General features: G+C 69.6%; 23 protein-coding genes and 1 tRNA gene. 14 read left to right on the forward strand and 10 right to left on the reverse strand.

Annotated elements, in window-relative coordinates:
- A complete protein-coding gene (locus tag FFS20_RS00860; protein ID WP_137824042.1) occupies positions 1-498 on the reverse strand; it encodes a hypothetical protein in 498 nt (165 codons plus the stop codon).
- A gap of 272 nt (positions 499-770) precedes the next feature.
- On the opposite strand from FFS20_RS00860, the gene FFS20_RS00865 reads away from it, so the two are divergent.
- Positions 771-1556, forward strand: coding sequence for a phosphatase (locus FFS20_RS00865; protein WP_249356341.1), 786 nt, complete (start codon positions 771-773; stop codon positions 1554-1556).
- Between the two features lie 89 nt (positions 1557-1645).
- Here the strand turns inward: FFS20_RS00865 and FFS20_RS00870 are convergent, their stop codons facing one another.
- Positions 1646-2209 carry a YbaK/EbsC family protein gene (locus tag FFS20_RS00870; protein ID WP_137824044.1) on the reverse strand — a complete coding sequence of 188 codons (564 nt, stop codon included), beginning with the start codon at positions 2207-2209 and terminating at the stop codon, positions 1646-1648.
- Positions 2210-2386: 177 nt separating this feature from the next.
- On the opposite strand from FFS20_RS00870, the gene FFS20_RS00875 reads away from it, so the two are divergent.
- Positions 2387-2641 carry a type B 50S ribosomal protein L31 gene (locus tag FFS20_RS00875; RefSeq protein WP_009375892.1) on the forward strand — a complete coding sequence of 85 codons (255 nt, stop codon included), beginning with the start codon at positions 2387-2389 and terminating at the stop codon, positions 2639-2641.
- A gap of 139 nt (positions 2642-2780) precedes the next feature.
- Here the strand turns inward: FFS20_RS00875 and FFS20_RS00880 are convergent, their stop codons facing one another.
- Genes FFS20_RS00880 through FFS20_RS00890 form a run of 3 tightly spaced genes read right to left on the reverse strand, consistent with a single transcriptional unit; the run spans position 2781 to position 4816 of the window.
- Positions 2781-3605, reverse strand: a complete 825-nt coding sequence (locus FFS20_RS00880) for a PfkB family carbohydrate kinase (protein WP_137824045.1) — start codon at positions 3603-3605, stop codon at positions 2781-2783.
- Positions 3606-3640: 35 nt separating this feature from the next.
- Complete coding sequence (locus FFS20_RS00885) at positions 3641-4105, reverse strand: tRNA (cytidine(34)-2'-O)-methyltransferase (protein WP_137824046.1); 465 nt, start codon at positions 4103-4105, stop codon at positions 3641-3643.
- Between the two features lie 24 nt (positions 4106-4129).
- Positions 4130-4816 carry a class I SAM-dependent methyltransferase gene (locus tag FFS20_RS00890; protein ID WP_137824047.1) on the reverse strand — a complete coding sequence of 229 codons (687 nt, stop codon included), beginning with the start codon at positions 4814-4816 and terminating at the stop codon, positions 4130-4132.
- Positions 4817-5027: 211 nt separating this feature from the next.
- On the opposite strand from FFS20_RS00890, the gene FFS20_RS00895 reads away from it, so the two are divergent.
- The 6 genes from FFS20_RS00895 (at position 5028) to FFS20_RS00920 (ending at position 14344) form a co-directional block, all read left to right on the forward strand.
- On the forward strand, positions 5028-5957 hold the full coding sequence (locus FFS20_RS00895) for a cation transporter (protein ID WP_137824048.1): 930 nt from the start codon (positions 5028-5030) through the stop codon (positions 5955-5957).
- 156 nt (positions 5958-6113) lie between these two features.
- Positions 6114-6833 (forward strand): DNA recombination/repair protein RecA, encoded by a 720-nt coding sequence (locus FFS20_RS00900; RefSeq protein WP_249356344.1) that lies wholly within the window; start codon positions 6114-6116, stop codon positions 6831-6833.
- Positions 6823-8445, forward strand: coding sequence for a DNA polymerase Y family protein (locus tag FFS20_RS00905; RefSeq protein ID WP_137824049.1), 1623 nt, complete (start codon positions 6823-6825; stop codon positions 8443-8445). Before FFS20_RS00900 ends, FFS20_RS00905 begins: the two co-directional genes overlap by 11 nt.
- A complete protein-coding gene (locus FFS20_RS00910) occupies positions 8445-11855 on the forward strand; it encodes an error-prone DNA polymerase (protein WP_137824050.1) in 3411 nt (1136 codons plus the stop codon). The genes FFS20_RS00905 and FFS20_RS00910 overlap by 1 nt, the downstream gene beginning before the upstream one ends.
- A 130-nt stretch (positions 11856-11985) precedes the next feature.
- Positions 11986-13308 (forward strand): bifunctional o-acetylhomoserine/o-acetylserine sulfhydrylase, encoded by a 1323-nt coding sequence (locus FFS20_RS00915; RefSeq protein ID WP_137824051.1) that lies wholly within the window; start codon positions 11986-11988, stop codon positions 13306-13308.
- 1 nt (position 13309) lies between these two features.
- A complete protein-coding gene (locus FFS20_RS00920; RefSeq protein ID WP_137824052.1) occupies positions 13310-14344 on the forward strand; it encodes a homoserine O-acetyltransferase in 1035 nt (344 codons plus the stop codon).
- Between the two features lie 13 nt (positions 14345-14357).
- On the opposite strand, the gene FFS20_RS00925 is transcribed toward FFS20_RS00920, so the two are convergent.
- Positions 14358-16394 (reverse strand): acyl-CoA dehydrogenase, encoded by a 2037-nt coding sequence (locus tag FFS20_RS00925; protein WP_137824053.1) that lies wholly within the window; start codon positions 16392-16394, stop codon positions 14358-14360.
- Positions 16395-16449: 55 nt separating this feature from the next.
- Positions 16450-17103 carry a TetR/AcrR family transcriptional regulator gene (locus FFS20_RS00930; RefSeq protein ID WP_137824054.1) on the reverse strand — a complete coding sequence of 218 codons (654 nt, stop codon included), beginning with the start codon at positions 17101-17103 and terminating at the stop codon, positions 16450-16452.
- A gap of 62 nt (positions 17104-17165) precedes the next feature.
- Between FFS20_RS00930 and FFS20_RS00935 the strand changes: the two genes are divergently transcribed.
- The 5 genes from FFS20_RS00935 to FFS20_RS00955 all read left to right on the forward strand — a co-directional run bounded on the left by FFS20_RS00935 (position 17166) and on the right by FFS20_RS00955 (position 22312).
- Entirely contained in the window at positions 17166-18455 is a 1290-nt protein-coding gene (locus FFS20_RS00935; RefSeq protein ID WP_137824055.1) for an acetyl-CoA C-acetyltransferase, read from the forward strand.
- Positions 18452-19807, forward strand: coding sequence for a 3-oxoacyl-ACP reductase (locus FFS20_RS00940; protein ID WP_137824056.1), 1356 nt, complete (start codon positions 18452-18454; stop codon positions 19805-19807). Before FFS20_RS00935 ends, FFS20_RS00940 begins: the two co-directional genes overlap by 4 nt.
- Positions 19807-20667, forward strand: a complete 861-nt coding sequence (locus tag FFS20_RS00945) for a MaoC/PaaZ C-terminal domain-containing protein (RefSeq protein ID WP_137824057.1) — start codon at positions 19807-19809, stop codon at positions 20665-20667. Before FFS20_RS00940 ends, FFS20_RS00945 begins: the two co-directional genes overlap by 1 nt.
- A gap of 137 nt (positions 20668-20804) precedes the next feature.
- Positions 20805-20892, forward strand: a tRNA-Leu gene (locus FFS20_RS00950).
- A gap of 112 nt (positions 20893-21004) precedes the next feature.
- Positions 21005-22312, forward strand: coding sequence for a M20/M25/M40 family metallo-hydrolase (locus tag FFS20_RS00955; protein WP_137824058.1), 1308 nt, complete (start codon positions 21005-21007; stop codon positions 22310-22312).
- On the opposite strand, the gene FFS20_RS00960 is transcribed toward FFS20_RS00955, so the two are convergent.
- Both FFS20_RS00960 and FFS20_RS00965 read right to left on the reverse strand, forming a co-directional pair.
- A complete protein-coding gene (locus FFS20_RS00960) occupies positions 22266-23243 on the reverse strand; it encodes a DMT family transporter (protein WP_249356347.1) in 978 nt (325 codons plus the stop codon). The genes FFS20_RS00955 and FFS20_RS00960 overlap by 47 nt on opposite strands.
- 8 nt (positions 23244-23251) lie before the next feature.
- On the reverse strand, positions 23252-23455 hold the full coding sequence (locus FFS20_RS00965; protein ID WP_232623601.1) for a DUF5703 family protein: 204 nt from the start codon (positions 23453-23455) through the stop codon (positions 23252-23254).
- Between the two features lie 54 nt (positions 23456-23509).
- On the opposite strand from FFS20_RS00965, the gene FFS20_RS00970 reads away from it, so the two are divergent.
- Positions 23510-24250 carry a histidine phosphatase family protein gene (locus FFS20_RS00970; RefSeq protein ID WP_137824059.1) on the forward strand — a complete coding sequence of 247 codons (741 nt, stop codon included), beginning with the start codon at positions 23510-23512 and terminating at the stop codon, positions 24248-24250.
- 2 nt (positions 24251-24252) lie between these two features.
- Here FFS20_RS00970 and FFS20_RS00975 read toward each other — a convergent pair whose 3' ends face one another.
- Complete coding sequence (locus FFS20_RS00975; protein ID WP_137824060.1) at positions 24253-25086, reverse strand: undecaprenyl-diphosphate phosphatase; 834 nt, start codon at positions 25084-25086, stop codon at positions 24253-24255.
- Positions 25087-25102: the final 16 nt, after the last annotated feature.

Genomic DNA, 25102 nt, shown 5'->3' on the forward strand with positions numbered 1-25102 from the left:
TCAGCGACCGGCCTGCTGCCGCAGCCAGTTGAGGTCGCGGGCATCGACGATGACGGAGCGGAGCGCCGCGATCTCCCGCCACGCTGCGGCGAGGTCGTCGTCGGTGAGTTCGACGGCGAGCTCACCGGACTGGGAATCGTCCTCATCGAGGTAGGCAGCCCCGGGTGCCGCGGCACCGAGATTCGGCGACCCGAGCAGGGCGCGACGGCCGACGAAGAAGCAGTGCGTGCGCAGACGGTCGACATGCTGGATCTGGACTCCGGTGTCGAGGAGGCGCTGGAGACCGTCGACCGAGAGATAACCGCCGGCGACGGCCACGGGATCGATCGTCGTCACCACTGCCCACGTCCGCGGAGAGCCTGCGGCCGCCTCGGCGATGCGCTCACCGAAACTGCGGGCGAGGTGAGGGCTGACGAGGATGACGTCCTCGTCGGGAGCGGCGAAGGCGCGCTCGAGCCAGGCGGCCGGATCACTGATGACGCGCATCGCTGAGCTCATGCCACCAGGGTACGCGCACTCCGCCCGGTTGGGGAGGTCCCGCGGTGACCCGCCTCGGCGAGCAGTCCCGATGGACGACCTCAGCGCTGAGGTGATGTGACCTCCGCATGAACACCTCGGGAACACCCGTCGCCGCCTCCGCCCTCTCGGGCGTGCTGGGGCCGCGCGGTCGCGGGACTGTATAGAGTTGTGAGAGCCGTTGCCGGAGACAGAGAGGCGATGGCGGAGAGACCGGCGCTGTGACAGCACAGCCGCCCCGTATGAGGAGATCAGTGGACCGCACGACCCTAGCCCAAGCCCTGGAGACCGGACGCATCACAGGGGAGGTGGCGACTCCGCGGGACAACAACCTCGACCACATGCGGCGCTTCCTCACCGGAGAACGCCAGTTCGACTTCGGGGTGACCCTCACCGAGGACTGGGACTTCGACTCCGTCTTCGCGCTCATGGTCGAGCGTGCGGGTCTGCGCCCGGAGAAGGACTTCACCCACGGGGTCGACACGATCTCGACCGAGCGCTGCATCGACGCCCTCGAACGACTCGCGGCCGCCATCGGCGACGTCGCCCGGACCGGAGGACGGATCCTCTTCGCCACCGGCCACCCGGCAGGCCTCCTGCCCGTGCACATGGCCATCGCCGAAGCGGCTGAGGAGCGCGGGGCTGTGATCGTGCGCCAGTCGTCCTCGGTCCCGCTGCCCGAACTCGGCGGCGACCTGCGCGAGATCGACCGGGTCTGGGTCTGGCAGCTCCACGGCGGCACCCCGCACACGCATCTGGCCGAACCGATGCAGACCCTGCTCGACGACCTCGCGCGCCGGGGCGAGCCGCTGCCCGACCTCATCGTCGCCGATCACGGCTGGGCCGGGGCCGCCTCGGCGAGGGGACTGCGCACCGTCGGCTATGCCGACTGCAACGATCCGGCGCTCTTCGTCGCCGAGGCCCAGGGTGCCATCGAGACGGTCGTGCCCCTCGATGACGACGTCGACCCCTACCTCTACGGTCCGCTCGTCGAGTTCGTCCTCGACCGGGCCGGCCTCGAACGGGCAGAACTCGACTGAACTGAACTCGGTTGAGCAGAACTCGACTGAGCAGGAGCGGAAGGCGCCAGGTGAGACTTGGCGCCGCCGGGTGAGTCCGGGCGCCGTCCTCAGTTGATCGTTGTCGCCAGGCCCTCGATCACCTCGGCGCCCGGCAGCGACGCGAGAGCCGCACCGGAGAGCAGGAGCTTCGACCCGCGGATGCCGGAGCCGATGATGAGCTCATCGGCCTCGGCGACGCGGGAGTCGATGAGGATCCGGTAGGTGCCTGGCAGACCGATCGGGCCGATGCCGCCGTACTCCATGCCGGACTCGCCGACGGCCCGGTCCATCGGCAGGAACGATGCCTTGCGGACGTCGAGGAGCTTCTTCACGCGCTTGTTGACGTCGGCTCGGGTGTCGGCGAGGACGAGGCAGGCGGCGATCCGCTCCTCGCCCGAGCGGGCACCGGCGACGAGGACGCAGTTCGCCGAGGTCTCCGGGCCCAGCCCGGTCGCGGCGAGAAGGGCCGCGGTGTCGGCGATCTCGGGATCGATCGCGAAGACCTCGACGTCACCGGTGACCGTCGGCAGAGCCGCGGCCGTCGGGGCGGCCATGAGGTCGGGTGCCTGCGCGGCGGGGCGAACGTCGAACTGGGCGCTGAGACGGGCCCGGGTGGGGAGGGCAGTGTTCATGCCCACAGTCTAGGAGACCGGTGTCGAATCGCATTGGGGGCCTGCGTCGGTTAGACTGGACTGTCGGTTCGCGTCCGGTTCCTACGGCGCGAAGCGTTTTCAGCAGACGAATTCGGGCACTGGCGGATGGGTCGGACCCATACCAGGCGCCTGAGCGGATTCAGCAAAGGTAAGAATATGAAGAAGGACATCCACCCGGAATACGCGCCGATCGTGTTCAACGACCTCGCGTCCGGCACCAAGTTCCTCACGCGCTCGACCGCGAAGAGCGACAAGACGATCGAGTGGGAAGACGGCAACACCTACCCCGTCATCGACGTCGAGATCTCCAGCGCCTCGCACCCGTTCTACACGGGCAAGCAGCGCATCCTCGACTCCGCGGGCCGCGTCGAGAAGTTCAAGGACCGCTACAAGGGCTTCGGCAAGCGCTGATCCCCCTCGCGGTTCCCACCGCGAATCTGCGAACGCGAAACTGCCCCGCACACCAAGTGGTGTGCGGGGCAGTTCTGCATCCCAGGGGCGTCCCCGCGGGGAGGCCCCGGGCGCGGTGGGCCTCAGGCCGCAGTGGCGTTCAGGCGACGGTCACGGCGACCTCGGCCGACGGCGTCGTGCGGGCGGCCGGGTGGAGGAGCGAGGACACGCCGGTGGCGTTGTCGAGGCTCGCTGCGATCCCGTGGGCGACGGTCTCCTTGGCCTTGACGACGGCGTCGGGGATCGACAGTCCCGTGGCGATGCCGGCGGCGATCGACGAGGCGAACGAGCAGCCGGCGCCGTTGACGAGCTTGTCGTTGACCTTGCGCGAGCGCAGGGTCGTCACGGTCTGGCCGTCGAAGAGGATGTCGATGGCGTCCTCACCGGCCAGGCGCGCTCCGCCCTTGACGACGACGTTCTGAGCTCCCTGCCCGTGGATGATCTGCGCGGCCTCGATCATGCCCTCGACGGAGTCGATGGGGTCGATGCCGGCGAGCACGGCCGCCTCTTCGAGGTTCGGGGTGATGACGGTGGCCAGGGGCACGAGGTTCTCGACGAAGAGGTCGCGGAGGTCGACCATCGACCCGGAGCCCTTGCACACAAGGACGGGGTCGAAGACGTACGGCAGCTGATTGTCCTTGAGGTCCTCGGCGAGGACGAGGGCGGACTCGACCGAGCCGAGCATGCCGGACTTGATCGCGTCGAAGCGGTGGATCGCGAGTGCTGAGGCGAGCTGGCGATTGACGACCTCGGGCTCGATGAAGTCGATCGCGTGGTTGAACGAGTCCTCCGGGTCGAAGGTGACGATGCAGGTGACGACGGCGGTGCCGAAGGCACCGTACTCCTCGAACATCTTCAGGTCGGCTTCGAGTCCGGCCCCGCCGGAGACGTCGGAGCCGGCGATGGTGAGCAACTTGGCGGTCATGGTGGTCCTTTCGGGAAAAACTGTCGACGAGAAGTCTACGCGCCCGCGTATCCGCGCTGACGCCATGCCTCGTAGACGGCGATCGAGGCGGAGTTCGCGAGGTTGAGGGAGCGCCGGCCCGGCAGCATCGGGATCCGCACCCGCAGGTTCACGTGCTCATCGTCGACGACGGCATCGGGCAGACCCGTCGACTCCTGACCGAAGAGGAGGACGTCGCCGTCCGCGTAGGCCACCTCGGCGAAGGAGTCGGACGTGTGCGTCGTGAACGCGATGACCCGCCTGTCGCCGAGGACCTCCCACAGGTGGTCGAGATCGGGATGGACCGTGACGTGGGCGAGGTCGTGGTAGTCGAGACCTGCCCGCCGCAGCTTCGCGTCCGTGAGATCGAAGCCGAGCGGTTCGACGAGGTGGAGGTGTGCCCCGGTGACGGCGGCCAGACGGATCGCATTGCCGGTGTTGCCGGGGATCTCGGGGGTGTGGAAGACGATGTCGATGCTCATATCACTGACATCATCTCACCTCGGTCAGTAATGATCCTCGCCGAGGCGGTCACCGGAGTCCCGGCGCACGAGAAGGTATCCCTGCCGGGTCGACTCGGGGAAGCGGCCGGCGGCGTCGGGTTCGCGTTCGAGCCGGGTGACGGGAGAGAAGCCGTGGGGACGGAGGCGCTCGAGCACGTCGTCGAGACTGCGGCGGTGGAAGTCGAGGTCGACGTCGAACCCGGCGAGGTCGGAGAAGTGGTCGACGGAGTCGCCGAGTTGGAAGGCGAGCTGGAAGTACCCGCCGGCGCGGAGCACGCGCGCCGCCTCGGCGAAGACCTGATCGAGGTCGTCATCGGGGACGTGGATGATCGAATACCACGCGACGAGGCCGGAGAAGCTGCTCGCCGGATACGGCAGGCACGTCATCGAACCGGTCGTGAACTCGAGATCGGAGTAGAGGCTGCGGGCGGAGGCGATCATCTCCGGGGAGAGATCGAGACCGGTCGCGTCGAGGCCGAGCCCGGTGAGGAACGCCGTGATCCGCCCCGGTCCGCTGCCGAGATCGAGGGTCTCGGGGTGCCCGGTGGCAAGGACGAGTTCGGCGAAGGCGCCGAGAACGGCGCGATCGTGGGGCTTGGCGGTGAGCTCGGCGGAGACCCAGTCCGTGTAGGTCTTGGCGATCGCGTCATAGGAGGTGCGGGTCGCGGTCACGTAGTCGGAGGCGTTCATGCCCTGAGCCTAGACCGTGCCGGGCACAAACGAAACGCCTCCGCGGGGACAGCGCGCCCTGACGGCCCTGTGTCCCCGTGGGGACGCTTCGCCCGGTGCGGATGGGTCAGTCCGGTGCGGATGGGTCCGTCCGGTGCGGACCGGATGACCGCCTCGGCGCTCTATAGGATGGAGATCGGACATCCGCCGAGGTGAAGGGGCTCGCCGCCACATGCGCACCGAACAGCAGGCACTCAAGGTCTCCCTGGCCGCGATCCTCCTCGTGTCCGTGCTCGGGATCGGCTTCGGACTCGTCTCCGGGTCGTTCGCGATCCTCTTCGACGGCGTGTTCTCCCTCATGGACGCGGTGATGTCGGTCGTCTCGCTCACCGTGGCCGGTCTCATCTCACGGTCGGTGACGAACCGACTGTCGCTGCGCACGCAGAACGCGTTCACGATGGGATTCTGGCACTTCGAGCCGATCGTCCTCCTCATCAATTCGGTGCTCATGATGGGCGTGGCCGCCTACGCCCTGTTCCAAGCGGTCTCGGCGCTGCTCAGCGGCGGGCGCCCGGTCGACTTCGGCCCCGCCGTCGTCTACGCCGCAGTCGTCGTCCTCATCACCGCCGTCATGGGCACCCTCGAACACCGGGCGAACCGGCGGATCGGCTCCGAGTTCGTCGCGATGGACGTCAAGGGGTGGATCATGGCCGGCGGCGTCACCGGTGCCCTGCTCGTCGCGTTCATCATCGGCATGCTCATCGACGGCACCGAGGCCGCCTGGCTCATGCCCTACGTCGACCCGGCCGTCCTCACCGTCGTCGCCGCCGTCCTCATCCCCGTGCCGCTGTCGACGGCGCGCCGTGCCCTGGCCCAGGTCTCCCTCGTCACCCCGCCCGCGCTGCGGAAGGACGCCGAGGCGGTCGCCCGAGACATCTGCGCGGCCGAGGGCTTCGACGACTTCCGGGTGTATGCGACGGCGCAGGGCCGTGCGCGGACGATCGAGATCGTCTTCTACGTTCCCCGCGGTCTGCCTGCCCGTCCGCTCGAGGACTGGGATCGTATCCGCGACGAGGCCGAGGCGCGCCTCGGCGGCGACGATCCGCACGCGTGGATCACGGTGTCCTTCACGACGAAGGAGGCCCCGGCGCTGCCCGAGTGAGGCAGAGGGCAGGGACGGGACCGGACTCGGGCGCTCAGTGCTCGGGTCCGTATGAACCCGTACATTCCGTATCTGCCGAAGATGCGACACGCCCGAGCGAACGCAGCTGCCGCCTGAATGTTGCCTATTTCGAACACTAGTTCGATAATAGATGTCATGTCCGCTGCACCACTCGTCGAACAGCTCAGCCGGGAGATGGGGATCTCCACGGCAACGTCCCTGTTCGACGGCCATCCGCCTCGGCCCGTGCATCCCGTGCTCGCGCCGATCTTCCGTCGCGGCGGTCTGCCGCGCGGGGAGATCGTCTCCCTGACCGGCGGACAGTCGCTCAGCTGCGCCCTGGCGACGGTCGCGGCGGCCACCCGGGAGCAGAAGTGGTGCGCCGGCATCGGCCTCGGCGAACCGGCGGTGTCCTCGATCGCCGACCTCGGCGTCGACCTCGACCACTTCGTCAATCTCGTCACCCCACCGCAGGACTGGCTGCGGGTGGCCTCGATCCTCATCGAATCCTTCGACATCCTCCTCGTCGATCCCGCCTACCAGCCGAGCGCGGGCGAGCGCGCCCGTCTGCTGGCCAAGGTCCGCGAGAGGAAGATGAGCTTCATCAGTCTCACGCCGCTGCAGGGGAGCACGGAGCAGATCGAGATCACCGACGTCCACTGGTCGGGCACCGACCACGGGCACGGCCGACTGCGCTCGTGCCTCGTCGAAGCCCGCTCGCAGACCGGAGTCCACCGCTTCCTCCTCCCCGGACCCGACGGCACCCCCGCGCCGGCCTCCGCCGGGCAGGATGCCGTGCCGGGTGCCGGGCCGAGTGCCGAACCAGCCGTCGGGCCCGGCCCAGAGCAGAGGCCGGTGATCCGCAGTGTCAGCTGACACGCGCACCCTCGTCCTCACCGTCCCCGACTGGCCGGCGGTGGCCGCTGCCGTCGAGCATGACCTCAGTCCCGGCACCCCGGTCGCCGTCCTCCACGCCGGCAAGGTCATCGCCGCCAACGCTCCGGCCCGGACCGCCGGCATCGCGGTGGGCAACAACAAGCGCGCCGCGGGCTTCCGCTGTCCCGAGGCGCAGATCCTCGTGTGGGACGAAGACGTCGACAACCGGCACTTCTCGGCCGGGGTGGGGGCGCTCGAAGACCTCGTCGCCCGGTTCACCCTGCTCGCTCCGGGAACCCTCGCCGTTCCCCTCGACGCTCTGCGGCACGGCTATGCCGACGAAGCCGACGCCGTCGAGGCCCTCATCTCCGCGCTCGTCGCGACGACCGGCTGGGAGTTCTTCCCCGGCATCGCCGACACCGTCTTCGCCGCCCGGATCGCCGCCGGCAGGGCCACACGTGTCCCGCCGGGGGAGACCGTGGCGTTCCTCAGCGCCCAGCCGATCACCGCCCTCGAGGTCACCGGGGAGAACTGGACCGACCTCATCGACGTCTTCGTCCACCTCGGCCTGCGGAGTCTGGGCGCCTTGGCCGCCCTTGACGCGACCGATGTGATGTCCCGGTTCGGCCCTGCCGGTCGGCGCGCCCACGATCTCGCCTCGGGTCGTCCCGGCAGGCCCCTGCGCGACCACCTCCGCACGGAGGACCTCCAGGTCGAGAGCGTCCTCGACGTCCCCACCACCCGCAGCGACACCCTCGGCTTCCTCGCCCGGCAGCTCGCCGCCGACCTGCTGACCCGGGTGCGCGCGGGAGGCCTCGTGTGCACGCAGATCACCATCGACCTCCGCGCCGCCGGCGACCGCTCCGCGCGGCGGACATGGCGCATCGAGGACATGACCGAGAACGCCATCGCCGACCGGCTGCGGTGGCAGGCCGAAGGCTGGCTGGCCGGCCTCGGCCGTCCCCGCACCGGAGGCCGGAACCTCGGCAGGGGCCGGAGCTTCGGCGGCCCGACCGACGACGGCGATGACCCCGGCCCCGATCCCGAGGACTTCTCCGAGGAGGGGATCACCGCGCTCGGCCTCATCGCCGCGGAGCTGACGACACCGGTGGGTGCGACGAAGAGCCTCTTCGACGAGAACACGGGGCAGATCACCCACACCCTCGAACGCCTGCAGGGCCTCTTCGGCCCCGACGCCGTCCTCGTGCCCCGCCTGCAGGGCGGCTGGGATCCAGCCGAGACGAACCTCTGGACCCCGTGGCAGCAGACCGCCGCCCCGGCCCGGGACCCGCAGGCTCCCTGGCCGGGATCGCTGGGCACCCCGCGGCCGACGACCGTCGACCGGGTCGCCGTCGATGTGCTCGCCGCCGGAGGCCTTCCCGTCGAGGCGCGTCCCGCAGGCCTCGGCGCCGCCCCGCAGACGATCCGTTTCCCGACCGGGACCACCGAGGCGATCGTCGACTTCTCCGGCTCGTGGCCGATCGAATCCGGGTGGTGGGATCCGTCCCGGTCGACGTACCGGACACGGCTGCAGGTCGTCACGGAGTCCGGTCAGGCGCTGCTGCTGAGCCGCGAATCCGGCCAGTGGTATCTCACGGGACGGTACCGCTGATGGGATTCTCGAACCCGCGCACCCCGTGGTCGGAACTCGCCCGACGTCTCGAAGGCAAACCGACCGGACGCACGCAGGCAGGTGGCAAACAGACCGGCGGCACTCCGGCAGACAGCACGCCGACCCCCTCCGGCTCGAACCGCACCCCGGTCGACAAGCACGCCGACGGCTCCGACGCCCCGGCCTTCTCCCGCCCGGACCGCTACCCGGTCTCCGTCGGCCCGCGCGGCCCCGACGGCCTCGCCCGCTACCCGGGAGCCCTCGGAGACAGCTCGGGCGTCGGCGGCCCGATTCTCCTGCCCTCGGCGACCCGACCGTGGGCGGAGCTGCACGTCCACTCCCAGTTCAGCTTCCTCGACGGGGCCTCCGACCCCGAGGACCTCGTCACCGCCGGTGCCGCCGCAGGCCTGACCGCGATGGCCCTGACCGACCACAACGGACTCTACGGGGCCGTCCGCTTCGCCCATGCCGCCGCCGAGGCGGGACTGCCCACCGTCTTCGGTGCCGAGCTCTCCGTCGGGCTGAGCGAGAAGATCCCCGGCCAGACCGATCCCGCGGCCACGCACCTGCTCGTCCTCGCCCGCGGAGTCGCAGGCTACCGCAGCCTCTCGGCGGCGATCACGCAGGCGAACCTCGCCGGGGAGAAGAACCGCCCCGTCTTCGACCTCGAGGAGCTCGCCGCGGCCAGTGCGGACTGGATGATCCTCACCGGCTGCCGCAAGGGCCCCCTGCGTCGGGCGCTGCGCGACCCCGACGGCGGGCTGGGCGCCCTGCGGCGGCTGAGTGCGCTCTTCGGTCCCGACCACGTCGCGGTCGAACTCAGCCGCGACGGCACCCCGGACGACGACGAGCGGCTGCGTCACCTGACCGATCTGGCCGCCCGGACGGGACTGCCGACCGCGGCCAGCAGCAACGTCCACTTCGCCACGCGGGCGCACTGGCGCTCAGCACAGGTGCGGGCCTCCGTGCGGTCGCGGCGCTCCCTCGACGACCTCGCCGGGTGGCTGCCGGCGACAGCGGTGGGCCGCATCCACACAGGAGAGGAGATGGCGGCGCAGTTCCCCGCCGCCGCACTCGACGGGGCCGTGCGGATCGGCGAGGAGTGCGCGTTCACCCTGAGCTCGGCCCGCCCCGAACTGCCCAAGGCGCCGATGCCCGATGACCGTGAGGCCGAGGAGTACCTGCGGGAGCTCGTCACCGACTGCGGCCTCGCCCGCTACGGGACGCGGGCGGAGCATCCGCGGGCCTGGGAGCAGCTCGACCGGGAGATGGACATGATCGCCCGGCTCGGGTTCTGCGGGTACTTCCTCATCGTCCACGACATCACGAGCTTCTGCCATCGGGAGGCGATCTTCTGCCAGGGCCGGGGATCGGCGGCGAACTCCGCGGTCTGCTATGTCCTCGACATCACCGCCGTCGACGCGGTCAAGCACAACCTCCTCTTCGACCGCTTCCTCTCCCCGGACCGCAAGGGCTACCCCGACATCGACATCGACATCGAATCGGGCCGGCGGGAGGAGGTCATCCAGTACGTCTACGACCACTTCGGGCGGGAGCGGGCGGCCCAGGTCGCCAACGTCATCACCTACCGGGCGAAGTCGGCGATCCGCGACGCCGCCTTCAGCCTCGGCTTTGCCCCGGGGCAGCAGGACGCGTTCTCGAAGGCGAGCAACCGCTGGTCGACCCTGCCCGAGGCCGCGGACTCCCCGGTGCCGGCCCAGGTCATCGACGTCGCCGGTGACCTGCTCGGCTCGCCCCGCCACCTCGGCATCCACTCCGGCGGGATGATCCTCGCCGACCGTCCCATCGGCGAGGTCGTGCCCATCGAACATGCGACGATGGACCATCGCACCGTCGTCCAATGGGACAAGGACGACTGCGCGGCGATGGACCTCGTCAAATTCGACCTCCTCGGCCTCGGGATGCTCACCGCCCTCCACGAGATGGTCGACCTCGTCGACCGGCACACCGGGGAGCGCATCGACCGCGCCCTCATCGACGATGAGGACCCGCGGGTGTACGAGATGCTCTGCCGGGCCGACGCCGTCGGCGTCTTCCAGGTCGAGTCCCGCGCCCAGCTCGCGACCCTGCCCCGCCTGCGACCGCTCGAGTTCTACGACCTCGCCGTCCAGGTCGCGCTCATCCGCCCCGGCCCCATCCAGGGCGGGTCGGTCCACCCCTACATCCGACGGCGGCAGGGACTCGACGCGGTCGAATACCTCCACCCGCTGCTCGAGAAGTCCCTGGCCAAGACGTGCGGGGTCCCGCTGTTCCAGGAGCAGCTCATGCAGATGGCCATCGACGTCGGCGGCTTCTCCGGGGCCGACGCCGACCGGCTGCGGCAGGCGATGGGCTCGCGCCGCTCCCAGCGGAGGATGGCCGAGCTCGCGGAGAAGTTCCGCACCGGGGCCCAGGAGCGCGGCGTCGGCGCGGAGACCGCGGAGAAGATCTTCGACACGATCGCGGCGTTCGCGAACTACGGGTTCCCCGAATCGCATGCGATCAGCTTCGCCAACCTCGTCTACCAGTCCGCATGGTTCAAATACCATCACCATGCCGCGTTCACCGCGGGCCTGCTGCGCGCCCAGCCGATGGGCTTCTACTCCCCGCAGTCGCTCATCGCCGACGCCCGCCGGCACGCGGTGCCGATCCTGCCCGTCGACCTCAGCCGCTCCTCGGCCGGCACCGATCTCGAGGCCACGGAGACCGGGGAGCTGGGGATCCGGCTCGGCCTCGACTCGGTCTCCCATGTCGGCTCCTTCGCCGAGGTGATCGTCGCCGAACGCGAACACGCGCCGTTCGCCTCGGTGGCCGACCTCGCCGAACGCACCGGCATCGGGAAGCAGGCCCTCGAAGGACTCGCCACCGCCGGGGCCCTGTCCGGCTTCGACCTCGACCGGCGGCAGGCGCTGTGGCTGGCCGGGGGCGTCGCCGGATCCCATCCGGGCGTGCTGCCGGGCACGGGCGCCGTCTCCCACGCCCCGGCCCTGCCGACGATGGACGCCTTCGAGACGACCCTGGCCGAGCTCTTCTCCACCGGGATCACCGTCGACGGCTATCCCACGGAGATCCTCCGGCAGTCGCTGCGCGAACGCGGGTACGCCTCGACGGCCGATGCCGCCGCTGCCCCCGACGGCAAGCGGATGACCGTCGCCGCGCTCGTCACCCACCGGCAGCGCCCGGCGACCGCCTCGGGGATCACCTTCATCAACCTCGAGGACGAGTTCGGGATGCTCAACGTCGTCGCCACCGCCGGGCTGATGAAGCGGTTCCGGGCGGTCGCGACCTCCCGCAACGCCCTCGTCGTCACCGGGCTCATCCAGCGCGGCGGAGACGTCGTGAGCCTCTATGCCCATAAGCTCGTCCCGCTCGAGGTCCAGCTGCCGACGAAGGCCCGCAACTTCCGGTGACGGGGCCGCCTCGGTGAGGTCGGCCACATGACGGCAGATGACGGTCGGTGACAGCTCCATGACGAGAACGCGCAGAGCAGGAGCGGTCACAGGTGAGAGTGGAGGCACCCGCTCACTCAGAGGAGATGCCATGGCCCAGTCATTCGAAACCCGCCAGATCCATGCCGGACAGGTTCCCGACCCCGCGACGGGCTCCCGTGCGCTGCCGATCCACCAGACGACCTCCTACGTCTTCGCCGACAACGACCAGGCGAAGAACCGGTTCGCCCTCGCCGAACTCGGCCCGATCTACACCCGCATCACCAACCCGACGACCGAGGTCGTCGAGAACCGGATCGCCGACCTCGAAGGCGGCGTCCATGCCGTGCTCACCGCCTCGGGCCAGTCCGCCGAGTTCCTCGCGATCGCGAACATCGCCGAGGCCGGTGACCACATCGTCGCCAGCTCGAGCCTCTACGGCGGCACGTACAACCTCCTCGACGTCACCCTGCGCAAGCTCGGCATCTCCACGACCTTCGTCGACGTCGACGACCTCGACGCCTGGCGCGACGCCGTCGAGGACAACACGAAGCTCTTCTTCGCCGAGGTGGTCTCCAACCCCCGCTCCGACGTCCTCGACATCACCGCGGTCGCCGACATCGCCCACGCCGCGGGGGTGCCGCTCGTCGTCGACAACACGCTCGCCACCCCGTACCTCGTGCGCCCCATCGAACACGGCGCCGACGTCGTCATCCACTCCGCGACGAAGTACCTCGGCGGTCACGGCACCTCGATCGCCGGCGTCGTCGTCGACGGCGGCACCTTCGACTACGGCGCCCACCCCGAGCGCTTCCCCGGCTTCAACACTCCCGACGAGTCGTACAACGGTCTCGTCTACGCCCGCGACCTCGGTGCGGACTCCGCGTTCGGAGCGAACGTGTCCTACGGCCTCAAACTCCGCGTCCAGCTGCTGCGCGACCTCGGTCCCGCCGTCAGCCCGTTCAACGCGTTCCTCATCGCCCAGGGACTCGAGACGCTGAGCCTGCGCATCGAACGCCACGTCGCGAATGCCGAGCGGGTCGCTGCCTACCTCGAAGGCCACGACCAGGTCACGCGCGTCGCCTACGCCGGTCTCGAATCCAGCCCGTGGCACGACCGGGCGCAGACGTACCTGCCCGACGGCGTCGGCTCGGTCCTCGCCTTCGACATCGCCGGCGGCTACGACGCGGCCGTGGCCTTCGTCGACGCGCTCGAACTCCACTCCCTCGTCGCGAACATCGGCGATGTCCGCTCGCTCGTCATCCACCCGGCCTCGACGACGCATTCCCAGCTCGACGACGCCGCGCAGGCCGCCTCCGGGGTCAACCCCGCACTCGTGCGCCTCTCGGTGGGCCTCGAGGGCATCGACGACATCCTCGCCGACCTCGATGCGGGCTTCGCCGCCGCAGCGGCGACGGCCGAGACCGCCGCCTGAGATGACCACCCAGAGCACGTCCGTGGAGTCGATCCTCGGCTTCACCACGGATTCCGGACACACGTTCGGGACCGTCGAGATCGCCTACGAGACCTTCGGCACCCTCAACGCCGACCGGTCGAACGCGATCCTCGTCGAACACGCGCTCACCGGCGACACCCGGGCCACCGACTGGTGGTCGGGGGTCGTCGGACCGGGTCGGGCCGTCGACACGAACGAGTACTTCGTCGTCTGCGCGAACGCGCTCGGCGGGTGCAGCGGCACGACGGGTCCGCAGTCGGCCTTCGGCGACGGTCTGCCCTACGGGTCGCGCTTTCCTGCGGTGACCATCAGGGACATGGCGCGCCTCGAGCACAATCTCACGCAGATCCTCGGCATCGAGACCTGGCATGCCGTCATCGGCGGATCGATGGGCGGGGCGAGGGCCCTCGAATTCGGTCTCCTCGATGCGCGCAAGACCGCGAAGTGTGCGATCATCGCCGCTCCCGCCTTCTCCGAGGCCGACCAGATCGCGTGGGCGATGACGCAGGAACGCGCCATCGAACTCGACCCCGACTACTGCGGCGGCGACTATGCGGCGATCGGCAGGTTCCCCGCCGCCGGCCTCGGACTCGCCCGGCAGATCGCCCACCTGACCTACCGCAACGACGCCGACCTCAACGAGCGCTTCTCCCGGCGGCTGCGCTCAGCCGGCTACTACGAGGTGAGCTCGTACCTCGACCACCAGGCGAAGAAGCTCACCGCGCGCTTCGACCCGCACAGCTACGTCCTATTGTCGAAGGCGCTGCGCGACCACGATGTGCGCACGGGACGCTCGGCCGACCTGCGCACGGCACTCGCGCAGGCATGCACCGACAGCCTCGTCGTCTCCGTGTCCTCGGATCGGCTCTACCCGCCGGCGCAGGTCGAACAGCTCGCGAGGCATCTGCCCGGGCGGGTCGACTACCGGGTCATCGACTCCCCGGTCGGACACGACGGCTTCCTCACCGAGGCCGCCGCCGTGTCCGCGGCGCTGCGGGACTTCCTCACCGCGTGAGGCACTCGCCTCATCAGGCGGTGCGGGACTTCGCGGCCTTCTTCAGCTGCTTCTCCGGGACCGGGTAGTCGCTCTGGGCGCGGGCCCGCCGGTAGTGGGCGGCGGCCTCGGCCTGACGTTCGGCTTCGACGCCGGTGGCGATCGTCGCCCGCCGGTGATCGTCCCCGTAGCCGAAGGCGTCGACGAGCTCGAGGGCGTTGGCCGCGAGCTTCGCGCAGAGGCGGTTGAGCGTCTCACCGACCTGGCGGGCGCGCGACATCGGCAGACGGCCGTACATGAGGTGCCAGCCGATGTGCTTCTCGATGAGGCTGAGCCCGTAGGTGTCGCGCAGTCGGCGGAAGATCTTCGCCTGGGCGGGATCCTTCTGCTCCCTCATCGCCTCGTCGATGGCCTTCCACTTCTCGAGCTCGACGTAGGCGCGGGCCATCTCGACGAGTTCGTGCTGCTGGGAGTTGAAGAGCTCGGCCGCCTTGGCCGCCGGCATCTTCGCCGCCGGACGCAGCGCTGCGGCGAGCCCGGAGACCATGACCTCGAGACGGGTCTCGAGCAGGGTGCGCTGGAGTCGGCCCGATCGGATCCGCCTCTCGCTGAGATTGGGGGTGAAGACATCGGAGATCGCGCGTCCGGCATTGGCCAGGCCGCTGCGGTAGAGCGTGTGCTCGGCGGCCTGGGTGCCGATGAAGCGGGCGGCTCCGCCGACGTCGATGTGCGCGAACTCCTTGGCGTAGTCGCCGAGGATGCGCTTGGCGACGAGCTGGAGGAGGACCGTGTTGTCGCCTTCGAACGTCACGTAGACGTCGAGGTCGGCCCGCAGACCCACGAGGCGGTTCTCGGCCATGAACCCGGCACCGCCGCAGGCTTCGCGGCACTCCTGGATGACGTCGAGGGCCATCCACGTCGAGTCGGCCTTGAACGCCGCGGCCCGGGTCTCGAGCAGGGCGCGGTTCTCCTCGCTGTCGTCGACGCCGGAGAACACCTCCTCGAACGAGGTGAGCAGCTTCTCATGGGCGAGACTCGAGGCGTAGACCGCGGCGAGGCCGGGCATGAGCCGGCGCTGATGCTGCTGGTAGTCGAGCAGTGTCGTCTCGGTGTAGTCGTCGACGGTGGTGAACTGCTTGCGCTCGAGCCCGTAGCGCACGGCGATGTCAAGGGCGAGTTTGCTCGCCACGACCGCGGATCCGTCGAGGGAGACGCGGCCCTGGACGAGGGTGCCGAGCATCGTGAAGAACCGGCGTCCGGGCGAATCGATGGGGGAGGAGTACTCGCCGTCGGCGGTCACTGCGCCGTAGCGGTCGAGGAGGTTCGTGCGCGGGATGCGCACGGCGTCGAAGGCGAACCGACCGTTGTCGACTCCCCGCAGTCCGCCCTTGTATCCGTCGTCCTCGATGCTCACACCCGGCAGCGGCTGACCGTCGGCGGTGCGGATGGGCACGAAGAACGCGTGCACGCCGTGGTTGACTCCGGCGGTGATGAGCTGGGCGAAGACGACGGCGGCCCGTGCGTCCCGGGCGGCGTTGCCGATGTACTCCTTCGTCGCAGCCCGGAACGGGGTGTCGATGACGAACTCCTCGGTCGCGGCATCGTAGGTGGCGGTCGTGCCGATCGCGGCGACATCGGAACCGTGGCCGATCTCGGTCATCGCGAACGACCCGAGCAGCTCTCCCTGCTGGGCGGGCACGAGCCAGTCGGCGTGCTGGGTGGGGTTGCCGAGGTGGAGGATCGCGCCGCCGAAGAGTCCGAACTGCACCCCGGCCTTGATCTGCAGGCTCGGCGAGGCGGTCACGGTCTCCTCGAACCCGGCGACGGTCTTCGCGTGTTCGTTCGTCCCCCCGAGCGTCTCCGGCAGCGCGGCCATCGGCAGCTTCGTGCCGGCCATGAGCCCGACGGCGGCGAGGGTGTTCGCGCGGGTGGTCTCGAGGTCGTCAGCGGGGTCGAGGTGGGTCGACTCGTCGAGGGCGAGGCTGCGTCCCTGGCGGCGAGCATCGGCCCAGCGTCCGTCGAGGACGGTCTGGATGGCAGTGGGATCGAGGTCGAGCGCGAAGTCGGTCATGCGTGTGCTCCTGGTCTGTGCGATGGCGGTGCGTGGTCGGATCGGAGGGAGTGTCTCAGGCTGTCGGCGGTGCGCCCCTGGCTTCGGGCGGCAGGGACGCCCACAGCCATGTGCTCACCGAGGCGGCGAACGCCTCGGGGGAGCCGGGGGCCGAGAGCCACGTCTCCGTCGCGGCGCGGACGAAGCCGATGGCGCCGGCGGCCCACAGCTTCCCGTCGTCACCGGCGAACCGTCCGTCGGTGACATCGAGGTCGAGGCGTTCGGCGAGGAGGTCGGCGACTTCGCGGAAGAAGCCGCCCTCCTCACCGGGATCGAAGCGCCCCACCGCCTGGTCGCAGAAGCGGTAGATGCTCGGCGACTCGGCGGCGAGGCTGACGAACGCGCGGATCATCGCCTCGAGGGTCTCGCGGCGGTCAGGGGTCGGACCGGCGGAGTCCGGGGTCGGGACGCGGGATGCGCTGGCTTCGTCGAGCGAGTTCGCAATCACCTGCATCGCCCAGCCGCCCATCGCCTCCTGGAGCCCGGCGCGGTCGGTGAAGTAGCGGTAGAGCACGGCCTTCGTCGTCCCGGAGTGCTCGGAGATCTGCTCCATCGACAGATCGTCACCGTGTTCGTCGACGACATGGCGGACCGTCCGCAGCAGCTCGCGGCGACGACTGTCGCGATGTTCCTGCCACCGCGTCGAGCGGCCGTCTGTGAGCGATTTCATGATACAGACGGTATCAGGTACTGTCGGTAACAGCTAATTCCTCGACAGACACGGAGGCGCTCATGCCCGCACCCACCTCACGCGCCGTCATTCTCGGCGGCAACCGCATTCCCTTCGCGCGGTCGAACAAGCAGTACGCGAAGGCGAGCAATCTCGACATGCTCACGAGCACGATCGACGGCCTCGTCGCCCGCTTCGGGCTGGCCGGAGAGACGATCGGCGAGGTCGCCGGCGGTGCCGTCCTCAAGCATTCGAAGGACTTCAACCTCACCCGCGAGGCCGTCCTCGGCTCGGCGCTGTCCCCGACGACACCGGCCTACGACATCGGCCAGGCCTGCGCGACGGGCCTCGAGACCGTCGTCAGCCTGACGAACAAGATCAACGCCGGGCAGATCGAATCGGGCATCGCCGCGGGCGTCGACTCGGCCTCGGACGCGCCGATCGTCGTCAACGACTCGCTGCGGGAGATCCTCCTCGAGCTTTCACGGGCGAAGACGCTGGCACAGCGCGTGCGCATCGCCGCGCAGATCCGGCCCGCCTACCTCGCTCCGCAGGCGCCGTCGACGGGAGAGCCGCGGACGGGCCTGAGCATGGGTGAGCACCAGGCGATCACGACCGCCGAATGGCAGATCAGCCGGGAGGCCCAGGACGAGCTCGCCCTCGCCTCCCACCAGGGACTGGCCAGGGCGTGGGACGAGGGCTTCTTCGACGACCTCGTGACCCCGTACCTCGGAGTCAGCCGCGACACGAACCTCCGCCCCGACTCGACTCTGGAGTCGTTGGCGAAGCTCTCCCCGGTCTTCGGCAAGCGCCTGCCGACCCCGGCGACGATGACCGCAGGCAACTCGACCCCGCTCACCGACGGGGCCGCATCGGTCCTGCTCGGCAGCGAGGAGTGGGCGGCCGAGCGCGGCTTCACCCCGCTGGCCCGGCTCATCGACGCCGAGGCGGCCGCCGTGGACTTCGTCGACGGGGCCGAGGGCCTGCTCATGGCTCCCGCCTACGCGGTACCCCGGCTGCTCGCCCGCAACGGTCTGACCTTCGACGACTTCGACGTCTTCGAGATCCACGAGGCCTTCGCCTCAACGGTGCTCGCGCATCTGGCGGCGTGGGAGTCCGAGGAGTTCGGTCGCGAGAAGCTCGGTCTCGACGGGGCCTTCGGAACCCTCGACCGCACGAAGCTCAACCCGCTCGGCTCCTCGCTCGCAGCGGGACATCCGTTCGCCGCGACCGGCGGACGCATCATCGCGACGACCGCGAAGTACCTCAAGGAGACCGGCAAGAAGCGCTCCCTCGTTTCGATCTGCGCAGCAGGCGGACAGGGACTCACGGCGATCGTGGAGGCGGCATGAAGGACAAGTACCTCGAACTCATGGGCGGCCCGCTCGGGAAGATCGCGAAGACCCTCGGTCTCCCGCAGCCCGTCGAACTCCAGCGCTTCGGCTCGACTCCCGAGTCCTATCTGCGCCGGCCCGTCCTCGTCCTCGGCTCCGGCAGCGGGGCCCAGACGATCGCCGACCTCCTCCTCGACAACGGATTCGAGGTCCGGCGGCACGCAGCACCCGATGAGTCGCTGCGGGCGATCATCGCCGTCCTCGACGACGTGACCTCGCCCTCCGCGCTCTCCGAGACCGCGCTCGGCCTCGGCGGTGCGGTGCGGTCGCTGGCCAAGTGCGGTCGCGTCGTGACGATCTCGGCAGCCCCCGACCCGACCGCTCAGGATCCGCAGGTGGCCGCCGCCACCCAGGGCATCACCGGTCTGACCCGGTCACTGGCCCATGAGATGCGGCGCGGCGCAACAGCCAACGGAATCCTCCTCGGGCGCGGCGTCGGCATCGACGCCCCGTCGGTGGCGTCGGCGCTGTGGTTCCTCCTGTCGGCGAAATCGGCCTATGTCGACGGTCAGTTCATCACTGTGACCTCGGATGCCGGCACGAACGTGACCGACGCCGAGTTCCTCGCCACCGGTCAGACCGGTCCGCTCGCCGGGCGCACCGCCGTCGTCACCGGGGCCGCCCGCGGGATCGGCGCCGAGGTGGCCCGTGTGCTCGCCCGCGACGGCGCCCACCTCATCGGCGTCGACATGCCCCAGGCCGGGCAGGCCCTGGCGCAGGTGATGAACGAGGTCGGCGGGAAGTCCCTCCAGCTCGACATCACCGCCGACGGGGCCGCCGACGCGATCGCCGAAGCCGCTGACGGCACCGTCGACATCCTCGTCCACAACGCCGGGATCACCCGTGACAAGCTGCTCGCGAACATGGACGCCTCCCGGTGGGACTCGGTGATCGCGGTCAACATCGCCTCCCAGGCGCGCATCAACGCCCGCCTCTTCGAGACCGGACGCTTCGCCGAAGGCGCGCAGGTCGTCTCGCTCGCCTCGACCTCCGGCATCGCCGGCAACCGCGGGCAGACGAACTATGCGACGTCGAAGGCCGGCGTCATCGGACTCACGGCCGCCTCGGCGGGGGACTTCGCGGCACTCGGCGGCAGCGCGAACGCCGTCGCCCCCGGGTTCATCGAAACCGAGATGACCGCGGCGATGCCCCCGCTCACCCGGCAGGTCGCGCGTCGCCTCTCGAGTCTCCAGCAGGGCGGACTGCCCGTCGACGTCGCCGAGACGATTGCGTTCCTCGCCTCCGCCTCGGCGCGCGGCATCAACGGCCAGACCCTGCGGGTGTGCGGGCAGAACATGGTGGGTGCGTGATGAGCATGCTTCCCGTCTATGCGAAGGCCGTCCTCAAGGCCCTGCCGTTCGGCACGCGTCCCGGCACGGATCTGCCCGACCGGACTATCGGGCGCAGCATCGCCATCGACGCCACCGCCTATGCGGGGTTCGCGAAGGTCATCGAAGCCCCGCTGCGCGACGTCGTCCATCCCGGTTACCTCCACGTGCTCGCGTTCCCGCTGAGCATGCAGCTCCTCAGCGACCCAGCGGTGCCGCTGCCGCTCGTCGGGATGGTCCACATCCGCAATCGGGTCGAGGTCCTGCGCCCGGTGCGCATCGGCGACGTCGTCGACTTCCACGTCTCCCTGGCCGGTCCGTACGGGCATCCGTCGGGGACGACGATCGACGTCGAGGTCACCGCGCAGGTCGACGGCGAGACGGTGCTGACGGAGACGACGACGTACCTGGCGAAGGGCAAGCGGCTCGCCGGCGCGAAGGAGCAGCCGCAGCCGGAGCGTGAGGACTTCGTCGCGCCGCTGCCGACCGCGCGCTGGCGGCTCGATCCGATCATCGGACAGCGCTACGCGAAGGTCTCCGGCGACTACAATCCGATCCACCTCAACGGGCTCGCCGCCCGCGGCTTCGGGTTCCCCAAGGTCATCGCGCACGGGATGTACACAGCGTCCCGGGCGCTGGCGGTGGCCGATCCCCGACTCGAGTCCTACCGCTGGGATGTCTCCTTCGCGAAGCCGATCCTGCTTCCCGGGACCGTCGGGTTCGCCTTCACCGAGGGAGCGCGGCACGAAGCGGCGGACTTCGCGGTCTTCGACCCGGCCAAGGGCAAGCCGCACGTGCTCTCGAGCGTCACCGAGGTCGCCGCGCCGACCGGCAGCGTCTGAGTCCGCCGACCGGCATCGTTTGAGCCTGTCGAGCGGCATCGCCTGAGGTCAGAGACGGTGGTCAGTGAGGTCGGTCACAAACGGCCGATTCGATTTTGCGCCGCCGCCGAACGCGTGTAGAGTAATTCCTGTTGCCAGCGCGGGTGGCGGAATTGGTAGACGCGCTAGCTTGAGGTGCTAGTGTCCAACTTATCGGACGTGGGGGTTCAAGTCCCCCTTCGCGCACAACAGGGAAGGCCCTTCCGGAGTGATCCGGGAGGGCCTTCGCTCATTCACCGTCGCGCCCGTGCGTTAACGTTGATCCTGTTCAGAACCGTCGCGTCGAAGGGGAGTCTCCATGTTTGATTTCAGTGCCGCCGAGGACGAGGTCACATCACTGTGCCAGCAGCTCATCCGCATCGACACCCAGAACTGGGGGATGAACAAGGCGAACCCGGAAAGGCCGGCCGCTGAGCTCATCGAGAGCTGGTTCGCCGAGGTGGGGCTGCAGTCGACGATCGTCGAATCCGCTCCCGGCCGGGCGTCGCTGGTCACCCGGATCTCCGGCGTCGATGCGACGGCCCCCGCCCTCGTCGTCCACGGCCACACCGACGTCGTCCCGGCCGCCGCCGAGGACTGGAGCGTCGACCCCTTCGCCGGCGTCATCAAGGACGGTCTGCTGTGGGGTCGCGGCGCGGTGGACATGAAGGACATGGACGCGATGATCATCGCAGCGATCCGCGACATGATCCGTCAGGGCCTGCAGCCTCGCCGCGACCTCATCGTCGCCTTCTTCGCCGACGAGGAGGCGGGAGGCGAATACGGGGCCCGCTACGTTGTGCGCAACCACCCCGAGTTCTTCGCCGGCGCCACCGAGGCGATCTCCGAGGTCGGCGGCTACTCCGTCGACATCCGCGGACAGCGGGTCTACCTCATCCAGACCGCGGAGAAGGGGCTGGCGTGGCTCAACCTCATCGCCCACGGCTCCGCCGGCCACGGTTCCCAGCGCAACGACGACAATCCCGTCACCCGCCTTGCCGCGGCGATCACCCGGATCGGCGAGCACGAATGGCCGCAGGACATCCCTCCGGCGACACGGCAGCTGCTCGAAGGGGTCTCGGAGATCACCGGGATCGCCTTCACCTCGGAGACGATCGGCGAGCTGCTCACCGAACTCGGCTCCGTCGCGAAGTTCGTCGCCCCGACCCTGCAGAACACGTCGAACCCGACCTTCCTCGAGGCCGGCTACAAGCACAATGTCATCCCCGGCACCGCGACCGGGTACGTCGACTGCCGCACTCTGCCCGGCCAGCACGAGGACGTCATGCTCACGATCAAGGAGCTTGCGGGTCCGGGCATCGACATCGAGGTCAGCGAACAGGGCCCCGCACTCGAAGCCGACTATCAGACCCCGCTGGTGGCCCAGATGAACGCGAGCCTGCTCGCCGCCGACCCGGACGCCAAGGTGCTGCCGTACACGCTTTCGGGCGGCACCGACAACAAGTCGCTGTCGGAGCTCGGGATCGCCGGCTACGGCTTCGCACCTCTTCGGCTCACCGGGGATCTCGACTTCCCGGCGATGTTCCACGGCGTCGACGAGCGCGTGCCCGTCGACGCGCTCAGGTTCGGGACCCGCGTCCTCGGCGACTTCCTGATGCGGGCGTGATCGTCACCGCGATCCCGACGAGGACGAGCGCGGCGCTGAGCACCGTCGTCACGCTCACGAGGGATCCCGGCAGGGGCAGCAGGTAATCGAGGAGGAGCGCGCCCAGCAGGTTCCCGAACAGCGAGAAGAGGCTGAGGAGGAGTACGCCGAGGCGACTGACCGTGAGCGCGGTGATCCCGATGAAGATCACCCCGAAGGCTCCGCCGAGCAGCAGCCACCACTGATCGGGCGCCGTCGGGAACCCCTGCCACCGGACACCGGCGGCCATGACGACGGCGGTCGCCGCGAGGAGGGCGAGGAACCCGGTCGCGAAGTTCGCCGTCGTCGCGACGACGGCCGATCCGGTGGCCGCTCGGACACGGCCGTTGAAGGCCTGCTGGACGCTGACGAGACCGCCGGCGATGAACGGCAGCAGGGGTGCCCACCACGGCACCCCGAGGTCGAGCCGCTCGGCGGCGCCGACGACGAGGGCTCCGAGGACGATGAGGACCCCGATGATGCGCAGAACCGTCAGCCGCTGACGGCCGCCGGGCGGCAGCGCCGTGCCGTCGACGATGATGCCGCCGGTGACCTGACCGGCGACGAACGCCATCGTGAACATCGCGACGCCCATGAGCGGGACCGTCACGGCCTGGGCGACGACGACGAACGCGCCGTTGAGCCCGCCGAGGAGCATCCACCACGGCAGCCGCCCCGAGCGCACCCGAACGACGAGCTCACGGGCGCCGGCCCGCGACGGCGCGGACGCGGCGAGGACGACACCGACGACGAGGAGGCCTGTGGCGAACGAGATGAGGGCGGCGAAGACGGCGCCTCCGAGCACCGCCCCGAGCAGACCGTTGGCGCGTCCCTGCAACGACATCGCCGCCCCCGCGAGGATCGTCGCGGAGCCGGCGAGGAGGAGGGACAGGAAGCCCGAGTGCGTTCCCAATCCCGCGGTCAGCCGGCGGTCGGGAGCGGCATGATCTTGCGGCGCAGCCAGACAGTGCGGGTTCCGCCTGCGGAGATCCGGGTCCGTGCGAGCTCCCACTGACCGTATTCGGCCTGGTCGTTGAGCTCCTGGAGACTGACGGAGCGCGGGACGTCCTTGGAGAACGAGACCTTCCGGAACTCGTAGGTCATCCTCGGTCGCTGGCGTTTCATGCGCCCACCTCCTTCATAGGGCCACTGTAGACGATGTGGGCTAATCTGGATCGTATGCCCGTCATCGTCCTCCTCCGACACGGACTCTCGAGCGCGAACACGGCAGGGATCCTCGCCGGACGCACGCCCGGCGTGTCGCTGACCGAGGACGGTACCCGCGCACTCGAGGCGACGCTGCGGCTGCTTCCGCACACCTCCTTCGCCCGCCTCATCCACTCGCCGCTGCTGCGCTGCGTGCAGACCGCCGAGATCGCCCAGAGGCACATCGAGGTGACCGAGACGCGCATCGGCGAGGAGTTCGTCGAACTCGACTACGGGGACTGGACCGGTCGCAGCCTCGCCGACCTCGTCATGACACCCGACTGGAAGACGGTGACCGAGCGGGCCTCGGTGATGCGGTTCCCGGCCGGTGAGGCCATCGCCGAGGCGGCTGACCGGGCCGTGTCCGGCGTGCGGTTCCTCGTCGGCGAACTCCGGGAGCTCGAGAGGCGGGAGCAGGCAGCGGAGCGGACCGAGCCGGCGGACGCGCCAGGAACCGCGGAGTCGGCGGCGGGGGAGAAGCCGAAACCCGCGTGGGGGATGATCGTCTCCCATGGCGACATCATCAAGGCGATCATCGCCGAGGCGCTCGGCATGCCGCTCGATGACTTCCAGCGGCTCGCGGTCGCCCCCGGCTCGTTCACGATCATCGACTGGTCCGGGCCGTTCCCGGTGCTCACGGCGATGTCGGTGACCGCCGCCGGACTCGCGGAGGCCGGTGTGCCCGGCGGCGGCGGTCTCAGCGACCCCGAGTGACCTCAGCCTGCGGCGAGGACCCCGGTGCCGAGCAGGATGAAGAGGAGGATGCCGAGCGCGACGCGGTACCACACGAAGATCGCGAACGACTTCGTCTGGATGTAGCGCAGGAACCAGTGGATGACGGCGAGTCCGAGGCAGAACGCGATGACGGTGGCGAGGATCGTCGGACCCCAGCCGAGCACCATCTCGGTGTCGCCGAGGCTCTTTACGATGCCGTAGAGGCCCGACCCGAGCACGGCGGGAATGGCCAGCAGGAACGAGTAGCGCGCGGCCGCGGGCCGGTCGAAGCCCATGAACCGGCCGGCCATGATCGTGCCTCCCGAGCGGGAGACGCCGGGGATGAGGGCGAGGGCCTGCGCGAAGCCGTAGACGATGCCCTGTCCCCAGGTCATGTCCTCGATCGTGTACTGCTTCTTCCCCACCCAGTCCGCGAGGCCGATGATGAGGCCGAAGACGATGAGCATCGTCGCGGTGATCCACAGGCTGCGGAAGGTCGTCTCGATGTAGTCCTGGAAGAGGAGTCCGAGGATGACGATGGGGATCGATCCGACGATGATGAGCCAGCCCAGGCGCACCTCGGGGTCCTTGCGGTCATGCCTGCCGACGAGCGCCAGGCACCACTTCGAGATGATGGAGACGATGTCGCGCCAGAAGTAGACGACGACGGCGAGCTCGGTGCCGATCTGGATGATCGCGGTGAAGAACGCGCCCGGATCCCGACCCGGCAGGAGCCATTCGCCGACGATGCGCACGTGCGCCGACGATGAGATCGGCAGGAATTCCGTGAGTGCCTGGACGATTCCGAGCACGGCGGCCACGAGCCATTCGTACATGCGTCTCCTAGGAGAA

This window comes from Brevibacterium sp. 2SA (genome assembly GCF_005502845.1).
Classification (GTDB): domain Bacteria; phylum Actinomycetota; class Actinomycetes; order Actinomycetales; family Brevibacteriaceae; genus Brevibacterium.

Bases quoted from the DNA above. Each gene is read 5' to 3' on its own strand.
- FFS20_RS00860 (WP_137824042.1), bottom strand. From the start codon at position 498: ATGAGCTCAGCGATGCGCGTCATCAGTGATCCGGCCGCCTGGCTCGAG.
- FFS20_RS00870 (WP_137824044.1), bottom strand. From the start codon at position 2,209: ATGAACACTGCCCTCCCCACCCGGGCCCGTCTCAGCGCCCAGTTCGAC.
- FFS20_RS00875 (WP_009375892.1), top strand. From the start codon at position 2,387: ATGAAGAAGGACATCCACCCGGAATACGCGCCGATCGTGTTCAACGAC.
- FFS20_RS00880 (WP_137824045.1), bottom strand. From the start codon at position 3,605: ATGACCGCCAAGTTGCTCACCATCGCCGGCTCCGACGTCTCCGGCGGG.
- FFS20_RS00885 (WP_137824046.1), bottom strand. From the start codon at position 4,105: ATGAGCATCGACATCGTCTTCCACACCCCCGAGATCCCCGGCAACACC.
- FFS20_RS00890 (WP_137824047.1), bottom strand. From the start codon at position 4,816: ATGAACGCCTCCGACTACGTGACCGCGACCCGCACCTCCTATGACGCG.
- FFS20_RS00895 (WP_137824048.1), top strand. From the start codon at position 5,028: ATGCGCACCGAACAGCAGGCACTCAAGGTCTCCCTGGCCGCGATCCTC.
- FFS20_RS00900 (WP_249356344.1), top strand. From the start codon at position 6,114: ATGTCCGCTGCACCACTCGTCGAACAGCTCAGCCGGGAGATGGGGATC.
- FFS20_RS00910 (WP_137824050.1), top strand. From the start codon at position 8,445: ATGGGATTCTCGAACCCGCGCACCCCGTGGTCGGAACTCGCCCGACGT.
- FFS20_RS00915 (WP_137824051.1), top strand. From the start codon at position 11,986: ATGGCCCAGTCATTCGAAACCCGCCAGATCCATGCCGGACAGGTTCCC.
- FFS20_RS00920 (WP_137824052.1), top strand. From the start codon at position 13,310: ATGACCACCCAGAGCACGTCCGTGGAGTCGATCCTCGGCTTCACCACG.
- FFS20_RS00925 (WP_137824053.1), bottom strand. From the start codon at position 16,394: ATGACCGACTTCGCGCTCGACCTCGATCCCACTGCCATCCAGACCGTC.
- FFS20_RS00930 (WP_137824054.1), bottom strand. From the start codon at position 17,103: ATGAAATCGCTCACAGACGGCCGCTCGACGCGGTGGCAGGAACATCGC.
- FFS20_RS00935 (WP_137824055.1), top strand. From the start codon at position 17,166: ATGCCCGCACCCACCTCACGCGCCGTCATTCTCGGCGGCAACCGCATT.
- FFS20_RS00940 (WP_137824056.1), top strand. From the start codon at position 18,452: ATGAAGGACAAGTACCTCGAACTCATGGGCGGCCCGCTCGGGAAGATC.
- FFS20_RS00945 (WP_137824057.1), top strand. From the start codon at position 19,807: ATGAGCATGCTTCCCGTCTATGCGAAGGCCGTCCTCAAGGCCCTGCCG.
- FFS20_RS00955 (WP_137824058.1), top strand. From the start codon at position 21,005: ATGTTTGATTTCAGTGCCGCCGAGGACGAGGTCACATCACTGTGCCAG.
- FFS20_RS00965 (WP_232623601.1), bottom strand. From the start codon at position 23,455: ATGAAACGCCAGCGACCGAGGATGACCTACGAGTTCCGGAAGGTCTCG.
- FFS20_RS00970 (WP_137824059.1), top strand. From the start codon at position 23,510: ATGCCCGTCATCGTCCTCCTCCGACACGGACTCTCGAGCGCGAACACG.
- FFS20_RS00975 (WP_137824060.1), bottom strand. From the start codon at position 25,086: ATGTACGAATGGCTCGTGGCCGCCGTGCTCGGAATCGTCCAGGCACTC.